The 8,927-nt window shown below is 58.1% G+C and carries 11 protein-coding genes and 4 pseudogenes; 4 read left to right on the top strand and 11 right to left on the bottom strand.

Features of this window, described 5'->3' with window-relative positions; translation table 11 throughout:
- From YY7_RS59850 to YY7_RS61590, 3 genes are all read right to left on the bottom strand, one after another.
- The coding region (locus tag YY7_RS59850) for an MBL fold metallo-hydrolase (protein ID WP_210164761.1) at positions 1-659 on the bottom strand (659 nt) is incomplete at its 3' end.
- A 346-nt stretch (positions 660-1,005) separates the two neighbouring features.
- Positions 1,006-1,137 (bottom strand): hypothetical protein, encoded by a 132-nt coding sequence (locus YY7_RS64700; RefSeq protein ID WP_283807061.1) that lies wholly within the window; start codon positions 1,135-1,137, stop codon positions 1,006-1,008.
- A gap of 48 nt (positions 1,138-1,185) precedes the next feature.
- Complete coding sequence (locus tag YY7_RS61590; protein ID WP_155255670.1) at positions 1,186-1,335, bottom strand: hypothetical protein; 150 nt, start codon at positions 1,333-1,335, stop codon at positions 1,186-1,188.
- Here YY7_RS61590 and YY7_RS59845 point away from each other — a divergent pair.
- Both YY7_RS59845 and YY7_RS59840 read left to right on the top strand, forming a co-directional pair.
- A pseudogene (locus tag YY7_RS59845) lies at positions 1,323-1,508 on the top strand (IS5/IS1182 family transposase); the annotation flags it as partial. The gene YY7_RS61590 and the pseudogene YY7_RS59845 overlap by 13 nt on opposite strands.
- Positions 1,509-1,755: 247 nt before the next feature.
- The gene (locus YY7_RS59840; RefSeq protein ID WP_080664210.1) at positions 1,756-2,598 is read left to right on the top strand and encodes a phytochelatin synthase family protein; all 843 of its coding nucleotides are present in this window, start codon (positions 1,756-1,758) and stop codon (positions 2,596-2,598) included.
- Between the two features lie 157 nt (positions 2,599-2,755).
- Here the strand turns inward: YY7_RS59840 and YY7_RS55890 are convergent, their stop codons facing one another.
- Positions 2,756-3,526, bottom strand: a complete 771-nt coding sequence (locus YY7_RS55890) for a Crp/Fnr family transcriptional regulator (protein WP_035693077.1) — start codon at positions 3,524-3,526, stop codon at positions 2,756-2,758.
- Positions 3,527-4,207: 681 nt separating this feature from the next.
- Positions 4,208-4,522, bottom strand: coding sequence for a hypothetical protein (locus tag YY7_RS64205; RefSeq protein WP_245287698.1), 315 nt, complete (start codon positions 4,520-4,522; stop codon positions 4,208-4,210).
- Between the two features lie 105 nt (positions 4,523-4,627).
- Between YY7_RS64205 and YY7_RS59830 the strand changes: the two are divergent.
- Positions 4,628-4,826: pseudogene (locus YY7_RS59830) on the top strand (DUF3606 domain-containing protein).
- 279 nt (positions 4,827-5,105) lie between these two features.
- On the opposite strand, the gene YY7_RS0148345 reads toward YY7_RS59830, so the two are convergent.
- On the bottom strand, positions 5,106-5,468 hold the full coding sequence (locus tag YY7_RS0148345; RefSeq protein WP_028169244.1) for a PRC-barrel domain-containing protein: 363 nt from the start codon (positions 5,466-5,468) through the stop codon (positions 5,106-5,108).
- A gap of 622 nt (positions 5,469-6,090) precedes the next feature.
- Between YY7_RS0148345 and YY7_RS0148335 the strand changes: the two genes are divergently transcribed.
- The gene (locus tag YY7_RS0148335; RefSeq protein WP_028168928.1) at positions 6,091-6,315 is read left to right on the top strand and encodes a hypothetical protein; all 225 of its coding nucleotides are present in this window, start codon (positions 6,091-6,093) and stop codon (positions 6,313-6,315) included.
- A 187-nt stretch (positions 6,316-6,502) separates the two neighbouring features.
- On the opposite strand, the gene YY7_RS61585 is transcribed toward YY7_RS0148335, so the two are convergent.
- The 5 genes and pseudogenes from YY7_RS61585 to YY7_RS64195 form a co-directional block, all read right to left on the bottom strand.
- Positions 6,503-6,643 (bottom strand): hypothetical protein, encoded by a 141-nt coding sequence (locus YY7_RS61585; protein ID WP_245287697.1) that lies wholly within the window; start codon positions 6,641-6,643, stop codon positions 6,503-6,505.
- A 51-nt stretch (positions 6,644-6,694) separates the two neighbouring features.
- Positions 6,695-6,904 (bottom strand): annotated as a pseudogene (locus YY7_RS0148325) (SOS response-associated peptidase); the annotation flags it as partial.
- A gap of 380 nt (positions 6,905-7,284) precedes the next feature.
- Positions 7,285-7,881, bottom strand: a complete 597-nt coding sequence (locus YY7_RS64910) for an alpha/beta fold hydrolase (protein WP_349642731.1) — start codon at positions 7,879-7,881, stop codon at positions 7,285-7,287.
- Between the two features lie 39 nt (positions 7,882-7,920).
- Positions 7,921-8,076 carry an alpha/beta fold hydrolase gene (locus YY7_RS64905; RefSeq protein WP_349642730.1) on the bottom strand — a complete coding sequence of 52 codons (156 nt, stop codon included), beginning with the start codon at positions 8,074-8,076 and terminating at the stop codon, positions 7,921-7,923.
- A 339-nt stretch (positions 8,077-8,415) separates the two neighbouring features.
- Positions 8,416-8,607, bottom strand: a pseudogene (locus YY7_RS64195) (N-acetylmuramoyl-L-alanine amidase); the annotation flags it as partial.
- Positions 8,608-8,927: the final 320 nt, after the last annotated feature.

The following is an 8,927-nucleotide window of genomic DNA, read 5'->3' as shown; positions in this document are numbered from 1 at the left end:
AAATGCTCCACCTTTATGGAGTCGCCCGCAAAGGCGAACTCCCTCACATTGTCCACGATGATCGTCGGGCGCGCGCCCGCCGGAACGGGAGCGAACGTCCAATTCCAATCATCGATGCGAGTGGTATCGGAAAGATGCTTCAACGTGTTTCCCTGTGCAATGATCGCGGCGCCGGCTGCATGCATCCACTCATTTCCATCGGTATGATCCCAGTGCCAATGGGTGTTTACGACGTATTTCAACGGTGACGGGCCGATCTTATCGAGAGCCGCTTGCAATTTGTCTTTTGACGGTTTGATCCCGGCATCGACGAGGAACTTGCCCTCGCTTCCCGACAGAACCACGATATTCCCCCCGGATCCCATCAGGACATTGATGTTGCCACGCAAGGGCACGGTGATGATGTCGCCCTTGGCGCGCTCCAGATAGTGCGCGCCGGCCCCGGTATGGAAATAGTCTCCTTTTGGTGGCGCTGGCGCATCGGCGGTTGCGGGGACAGCATATCCAAAAGCAAGAAAAGCCGAACACAGGAATACGGCGGTCGATCGAATCGCAGGCGCGTTTATTGGCATGATCTGGATGCCTTTCCCTGACGCAGCCCTGAAATATGGCTGCTCGCTTGAAACAGGAAATCGCCCTGGCGGGGTGCTGGTATCCATCCGCTCGGTCAACGAACGAAACGTGATCCCGCCTTCGCGACGCGGCGATTGAGGGTGGATGAAAATGGGTCTACTGGCTATTAGATCCGCATGCGGCTTTGTCGAAACGCACGCTTTCGATCGCCCGATGCGGACCCCCAATGTCAGTTCTTAGTCGGCTCTTCGGTATAAGGGGCGCTATGCGAACGCTTGTCGCACCGCAAGAAAGCGGCGCGCCAGCCGAGAGGAACTAGCTTTGGTCAGGGGTGAATAGCGGACCTGATTTGCTCAAGCTGAGTCCTTCGCGTTTTGGACTCAAAGCGGTCGCTCCCACTTCTCGGGAAGCCGGCTGCCTTTTCGTTACCGCTCATTGCTGCTTCCTGATCTCGCCCGCCTTGGCGTCTTCGAAGCGATCCAGCATATGTTCCGCGATGTACGGATCAGGCTGCACCATCACCAGCGCGTGGCGGGTGGCCTTCTCGGAGAAGGGAACGAACACGCCAGGGTAAGGACAGAACAGCGCGCCATCGGTCAGCAGCTTGGACCATTAGGACCAGTCCGACATCACGCTGGCGCAAAGCAGATGATGGCGATCGGCCAGCACGTAGTGGTCCCCACGCTCCAGCTGGTGTCGCGGCTCGTCGATGGTCACGTCCACCAGCTCCAGCAGCGCGCTTCTCGCGTCGTCGTCCAACACCTGAACGTCCCTTCGGCACGATCAAAGCCCGTATGGGTGCAATGCACTTCCTAATGAAGCGCCTAAGGAATGTCTCCGCTGAGATGGCCCTGCATGTTCTCGCTTATAACCTCACACGGGTGATGAACATCGTCGGCAAACCGAGCCTGATTGCAGCCATCCGCGCCGCCTAAAGGCCGGAAAGTGCGTCCAAAAGCGCGATAACGCGTCCCTATACCCACCTTGGCCGGCTATCGGACGTTGGAACGCGTGGCCTGCAACGATTGTCGACCACGGCCGCGTCCGTTTGCACACAACCAAGACCCATAGGCGACTTTCAGTCTCCTGAGGCGCGAAAACGCGGCAACATTTCTTTTTATAACCGGCCTTTGGGCTCGTTAGATTAGATTCCGTCGAGCTTCCAAGAAATAGGAGCTAACTATGTCACGTCTCGCGCGAATTGCACTCGCGCTTTCGTTGGCGACGGTGCAGCTTCCGGCTGCCTTTGCGCTAGACAACACATCAGCGACCATTTCTCAGGAGCTTGTGCCTTTTTCCTCGGATGAAGGGCTTACGCGGCTGGCCCGCTCAACTGCCAAGGTGGACTTTCCGGCTCTTGCCAATCAGTTCGAAGCCGAGTCCAACAAAGCGTTCTGCGGACCCGCGTCTGCCGCAATTGTGCTTAACGCCGTTCAAGGTCGGAGCCCTGATCTGCCGAGGGACCGGAGCCGATTGCAGCCCGAAGATCTCAAATATGTTCCGAGCGGTTTCGATCCCACAATCCCTCGCTTCACACAGGATATGGTGATCACCAAAGGCCAGAAGACGCGCGCTCAAGTTTTTGGCGAACCGGTGATGATCAATGGAAAGCAGATCCACGACTTCGGCTATCAGGCCCGTCAGCTCGATGAGATGCTGAGGGCCAATGGTCTTTCGACCCGGCTTGTCATCGTCGATGACAGCAAGCCCGAGCAGGATATTCGGACTGATCTGGTTGAAAACCTCAAGCGTCGTGGTGACTATGTAATCGTCGCCTACCAGCGCAAGGCTGTAGGCCAAGAGGGCCCCGGACATATCTCGCCGCTTGGAGCATATGATGCCGAATCCGACTCGTTCCTGCGATGCCAACTGCAACCCTCATCAAGGGTATGCGCACATTCGATACGATTGAGAATCGCGGGTATATTCTTATCGAGACCCCTTGAGGGCGTTCTTCACTTCGCGTCGATGAAACGGAAATTTCCGCAATTGGCCCATCAGCGACGTGGCGAGACGCCTCATTGAGGTCTGCTCCCTGAGGCAACGCGGACCAAATTTGCTCACCTTGAGTTCTTCTCGCTTTGACCCCGCAGCCGACATTGGGCTGATCGTTGCTTTCGCCGTCAACGCTCTCTCTTACTCTGTAAGCGGCGATAATGGTCGGTCTAGGGCCGAAACGCCCTCACATAGCCTCGTCCGAATTAAATCCTGAGATGCGATGATCATCAGCCAGAATCGCCGGACGAGATCGGGCCGAGAAGATGTCCTCGACTTCGAGACGCATGGTGTCGTGGCATTCGCACGCCGCTGCCGCGAGCCGTGGTCGGTCGATCTCGATTCGGCCTCGTTGATCAGACCTTATCGCCCCGCGCTCGCGCAGATTGCGCATCAGGAGCGTCACGGTCGTTCGTCGTACACCGAGTATTTGCGAAAGCGCCTGCTGGGTGAGCGGCAGTACGTCGTGGTCGATGCGATCGCGAAGCTGGAGCAGCCAGCGAGCCATGCGGGCTTCGACCGGGTGCAGCGCGTTGCAGGCCGAGCCGAGCTGGAACTGTACCAGCATCACTCTAGTGTATTTCTGGACCGCGTGCCGGATCACAGGGCTGCGGTTGAAAGCGGCGTGAAATCGCGATGCAGGGATCCGCGTGGCGGTGCCTGCCGCATGTACGACCGCGGTAGCGGCCGACGGTGACGGCCCGAGCACCGAAAGCATGCCTACTGCCCCCTCGCGTCCAACCGCGGCGGTGGCAACCGTCCTTCCGTCCGCCATGTCGATCATCAGCGAGATGGCACCGCTATGAGGGAAGAAAATGTACTCGATCTCGTCACCCGCTCTCGAAAGGACCGTGTCTTGATCGAGCGGGATCCTCTGGAGCTCGGGCCCCAGTAGATCGAACTCCGATGCAGGCAGTATCGCAAGAAGGCGGTTACCGTTTCCGACGGAAGGCCTCACTGCGGGGAACCGGCAGCGAAGCATCCGCGGCGTGCACCCTTTGGGGCGTCGCGGAATGGTGATCTCAACATAGGTTTAAATCTGCTTCCTCTACGCGCACCGATTTGAATTCACTTAGGAGACAGTTTCACTCTCAAAAAAACAACTTCCAAACTCTCGCCGCGAGAAAAAAGGCTTTCTGCTCGCAGTATCATGAAGGGGGTTGATGCAAATGACTGCCGGATGCAACTGAAAAAAGAGCATAGCAGGCAGGGTGACGCAGCAGTTCCAATTCCGGTCCGCGGCGAACGCTACTGACATTTGCGCGGCGGAGGCCCGTCAAAGCGGTCGGTGAGCCTCCGGCGGCGGCGCCTAGCTAGTCTGGATAGCCAATGCGCAGCATCTCCCGCCACGTTGACGAGGCAATTGAGTAGATGCTTTGCCGCAGTGCATGAGTCCGAAATTGTGAAGGGTTGCGGATACCGGCCGCTTGAGGGACGGCGCCGCGAGTTCGGCGGCCGGCGTCCGAAAGCCTCCAAAGGAGGAAACCGCGCCTAAGGGTGTGTTTCGGCTTCGAACGTTGGCCCCTTTCGGCGTCCAAGGTTGACCCCAGCGTGCAAAGAGTTTTCGACGGCCGTTCATACGCTTGAGTGATCTGCATAGGGTCAACCTTGGATGCCGATCGAGGGTCAAATGGCGTGCCTATTCACATTTCGCCTTCAGTTTTCGAGCCGCCGCCGCGATTGAGGAGAATTGCTCGGTCCAATTGTAGCCTGTCCGGGAATAGACGGTGATCTCGCGGCCGTCGAGATGAAGCTGCGCGCGGTATCCGTCCGCCTTGATTTCATAAACCCAACCGCGACCGTCCGGTGGCTGGTTGCGCAGGGTCGGATCGCACGGGTTGATGAAGCCCGGCTTGGGTGCCTTCCGCGCTCCGTTGATGTCAGCCAGACCAGATCCAACTGAACGCAATGCAACAGCACACATAACAACGCTTCGCCCGAAAGACCCTGTCATGCCGAAGATTCGAATCCGGCCGAGCCGAATCGTTCCCGACACTGGCCAACAGGTGGAACTTTCATGAATCGATCTGCGTTGCGGGGAGGGTAAATGGAGAAACCCATGGCAAAGAAAGCGAAGAAGCAGTCATCACGCGCCCCGAAAGCAGGATCGGGCCCGAGTAGCCGGCGGCCAGCGGTACGAGGTCAGCTACGAGTCGAAAAAGACGGGCCGATCGGCGTCCGCGGTCAAGAAAGCAGTGAAGAAGGTCGGCAATAGCGGCAATAGCCGACGGAAAGTGGAGCGACGGCTCGCGCGTTAGCAGCGCATAAGAGGAGATGGACTCTTGCCCAAGGAAAATGACCTGGAGGGGATCCAAGACCGAGGAGGCAAACACGGTGGTCAGGCGGGCATGCCCAAGTCGCCTCCGCGCCCCAGCACGAACGACGAGGATGTCGTCCGAAAAAAGGACGAAGGGAACGCGAGCGTCCGAGGTAGTCAATTCTATCGACGAGGTGAGATGTCGCGACGATGGTAACGGGGACCTAAAGGCGCCGGATAAGGTGACGGCCAACTTGCATAGGTCGGCCGGTCGCGCCTGTTAAACGACAGAAACGCCATAATATTCTTTCACCAGGCGTCCAGCAGCCGGATCACTCCAGTTCCACGCACTCTCATCACGATACTTGGGTGCCCCGCGGAGCTGATCCTCGGTGATCCCAGTCACGTAGCCACCCAGGCTCGTGTCGTACTTGAACGATTGCCACGGCAGCGGATAGTGATCATCGCCGATGCCGAGGAAGCCACCAAAGCTCAGGACAGCGTAAGAGACGTTGCCGCTAACTTTGTCGATCATCACGCGTTCGATAGTTCCGATCTTTTTATTCTCGGCGCCGTAAACTGAGGTGCCTTCGACCTTGTCGCTCCCGATCAGATTGACTGTCTCGCGAGACTCCGCTGCCATTTGAACCTCCTGTGTCAGGTTATGGGGATTCAATCGCAGCAGGACGCTCGATGTTCCTCCGTGCAGGCTGCCCATCATTTTGGGTCCTGGTGATGGAGTTGAGAACAAGCAACTCGGCGCCTGCCGGCGTGATTTTCACGCAGGTGCCGCTCTCGTGCAGCCCCAGCCAGCCGCGCTCGATTGCGAGTTTGAGGCCGGCGCCATATTCAGCGGGATTGGCCGTCTCCCGACCTATGAATGGGTAATTGATCTTCTCGATGTGGATGCGGCCGTCCTGTAGCCGCGACGGCGTTGGCCAGCTCCAGCAGCCGGCGCGCGGCTTTCTCCGGGTCCACGTAGGGCTTGTCTTCGATGCACTTCATGCGCCTTATCTCTTGTGCCACGGTCGATTTCGATCCTGCGAGATTCGGCGCACCCCCGCAATGGCCTCATCGCCCAGCCTCACCGTTGCTGTTGAGATCGCCGAGCGCCTTAATGCGCACGAAGCTCGGCGCGAAGAAGACAAGTTGTCAGCCTGACTGTCTGACCTAGTCAGCGCATTAATCTCCGTCGTTTGAAACTCGCATCTCGCTGTAGCGTTTGGGGTCAGGTGGCTGGGGCAATAACAAGAGGAGGGAATCAAATGGCCGATCAGAAATTAGACGTGCGCGGCATAGTCAAAGAACAAGAGAGTCGCGCGGCTGCCAGTGCCTCCCTCGGCTTCAACGCTGTGAAGCCACTCGTTGAGTTCCAAGCGTCGATGATGCGGCTGTTTGCCGAGAATGTTGATCAGGCGGCGAGCAACTATGAAAAGAGCTTCGAAGCCGTCAGCAAGCTCGTTGAGCGTTCGAGACGCGAGGCAGCGTAGAGTTTGATGGAAAAGAAAACGCCCCGGCACCTCTCCGGAGAAGCTGCCCCAGGGGCGTAGCTCGCCTGATTGGGTCAGATTAATTGCATAGCTTTCCTGGTTCGGGTTCGTTTAAGGGGGGCCGTACCGCGCTCAAAGCGAAACGGCCCCAGCGGCACGAAGCTGGGGCCTTTTCAAACGCCTTGAGCTAGCCGCGCTCGATCGCGAGCTTGAGCCCGGCGCCATATTCGGACGGCTTGGCGTTCTCGTGATCCATGAATGGGTAGTTGATCTTTTCGATGTGGATGCGTCCATTTTGCACGGGCTCGACGGTATGTGCGAGCTCCATCAGCCGGCGGCCGGCTTTCAGGATCGGCGTAGGGGCGGTTCTCTGCGTAGTTCATGCTGCGAATTTATCTTCCTTGTCCGGGCCGCGCATGGCGATCTTCAGGGCGTCGTCGGGCAGCGGTCGCTGGAGTGCCTTGGCCTCATCCCACGGCGCGCGCGGCCAGACGTCGCGCTCCTCATCCGTCGTCAGGATGACCGGCATGGCCTTGTCATGGATCGGTTTGACGACAGCGTTCGCCTCGGTGATCAGGAAGCTATAGACGAACTGTTCCGATGCACTCAAGTCAATGCTGTAGCTATCGAGTAAACTGGCGTTCTCGTACCAGCTCGCAACGACACTTTCCGACGGCGGCGTCGTCCGGCGTACCTGCGGTTTGCGGTCTAAACTCATGCTCATGATGATGTCACCTATTCAAGGGGCCATCAACTACGGGCGTGAAGACAAGCAAATCGCCTCAGCACTTGGCCTGACATAACGGCCCTATAGCTGCATTGAGAAGGAAGTCCGGTTTGGGTCCAAAACGCGACATTGCGTTGCCGGGCTTCAGTCGCGTTGCCTGCCGTGTCTACGCAAGTCTTCGATCCAGCGAGCACGTTGCTTGTTGCCAGCAAGCGAGCCGCCAAAAGTGGTCCGTTCGCGATTCATAACTGTTTCAGGAATTCCAGGAGGGCATTGTTCACGTCTTTGGCGCGCTCTTGCTGAGTCCAATGACCGCAACATTTCAAGACTATTGACTCGCGAAGCAAGGGCACGGACTGTTTCAGGCTAGGGATGAGATGGTCCCAATTCGGAGATCTGTAAACCGCGTCTCGATCGCCGACGATATATAGTGCCGGGACCTGAACCTTTGCGCCAGACCATGGTGCGAGCAACTCCCAATTGCGGTCAATGTTGCGATACCAATTCAAACCTCCTCTAAAGCCGGTGCGCTTGAACTCCTCGACATAAAATTTGATGTCATTGTCCGTGAGCCACGCCGGCAATGATTGGGTCGTAGGCTTCCCATCAAGCCAACCACCGTCACTAGGAAGCATCGTGAGCGACGCAGGATTTTCAACCGCCGCATCGCCAGATAGGGCAAACAATGTTGTCTTGATTGCGTTGTGAACGTCCTTTTCGAGTTCCGCCTCGGCAACGCCCGGCGTCTGGAAATAGAGTTGATAGAAGCGCTGCTTTTCCGCCCTCGGCATGACAGTGCTTGGTCGGTTGGGACCACGCACCGGAAACGGTACGCTCAAGCTGCCGACCGCCCTAAATCGATCCGGTCTAAACAGAGCTCAGCGCCAAGCGACCGGCGCTCCCCAATCATGTCCGACAATGACTGCTTGATCCGTGCCGATCGCGTCGAGCAACCCGACCATGTCTCCGGTCAGATGCAATAGAGTATATTGATCGATCGCATCCGGTTTGTCCGTCTGCCCGTAACCACGCATGTTGGGCGATGGCGCGATATCCGGCGGCAGCGAGTGCTTCTAATTGGTGCCGCCACGAATACCAGCACTCCGGAAAGCCATGGCAGAGAAGCACAGTTGGGCCGTCCCCTGCTTCGGCCAGGTGCATTCGAATGCCATTTGTCTCGATAAATCGATGCGAGATCGTCATCTGCCAACCTCCGCTCTGCATTTCCGTAGCTCCTCTTGATCGGCTGGATCGCCGACACCCAGTCGAACGGCAGACCGCCCAAACGACATGCTCTATGAATTTATTTTCGAGCCCGCACCGCGCCTCGATGTACAAACGCCGACCGAACCCGAACCGAATTACCGGGATCCCTGGCGCAGGGGAAAATCCGGATAGCCCCAGTCATGGTCGCGATTGACGATCCCGATCCCGATGGAGCAGGAATTGATGTCTTCCTCGCCCGCCCAGGATGAGACGCCGGCGTGCCAGGCGCGCTTGGCTTCGGGCACGCACTGCACGACGTGGCCGTCCTCCAGCACGATGTAGTGAGCGGAGAGCTCGGTTTCCGGCGACGGTCGTCGGCAGCTGGCTGGGCGCGCGAAAAGGAGCCAGTGTCTGCTCAGGGTGTGCGCCGTGACAAGGCGGCGCTTTCCAGTGGGTGCAAGTCCCACCCGGCAAACGCTCCAGCCGGAAGCAATCGGAGCAGTCATGGAGGTAACGAAGTGGCTGAAGCCTTCGATTAGCGTGTCACGAATTGGTGACAGCGCGAGTGTGCAGGCCGTAACGCGAGTGAACGTCGAGCAAGCCTCGAAAAGGACGATGCGCAGGCCGACCCGATGACCCTTTCGGGGAAGGCTGATACGGCTGGGGCGAAGTGAGCGAA

This window comes from Bradyrhizobium elkanii WSM2783 (genome assembly GCF_000472865.1).
GTDB classification, from domain to species: domain Bacteria; phylum Pseudomonadota; class Alphaproteobacteria; order Rhizobiales; family Xanthobacteraceae; genus Bradyrhizobium; species Bradyrhizobium elkanii_A.
Note: the sequence above shows the minus strand (reverse complement) of the source record. Positions and strands in the feature narration are given on the sequence as shown.

Bases quoted from the DNA above. Each gene is read 5' to 3' on its own strand.
- YY7_RS0148345 (WP_028169244.1), bottom strand. From the start codon at position 5,468: ATGGCAGCGGAGTCTCGCGAGACAGTCAATCTGATCGGGAGCGACAAG.
- YY7_RS64905 (WP_349642730.1), bottom strand. From the start codon at position 8,076: ATGCGTGGTTACGGGCAGACGGACAAACCGGATGCGATCGATCAATAT.
- YY7_RS0148335 (WP_028168928.1), top strand. From the start codon at position 6,091: ATGGCCGATCAGAAATTAGACGTGCGCGGCATAGTCAAAGAACAAGAG.
- YY7_RS59840 (WP_080664210.1), top strand. From the start codon at position 1,756: ATGTCACGTCTCGCGCGAATTGCACTCGCGCTTTCGTTGGCGACGGTG.
- YY7_RS61585 (WP_245287697.1), bottom strand. From the start codon at position 6,643: ATGGAGCTCGCACATACCGTCGAGCCCGTGCAAAATGGACGCATCCAC.
- YY7_RS64205 (WP_245287698.1), bottom strand. From the start codon at position 4,522: ATGACAGGGTCTTTCGGGCGAAGCGTTGTTATGTGTGCTGTTGCATTG.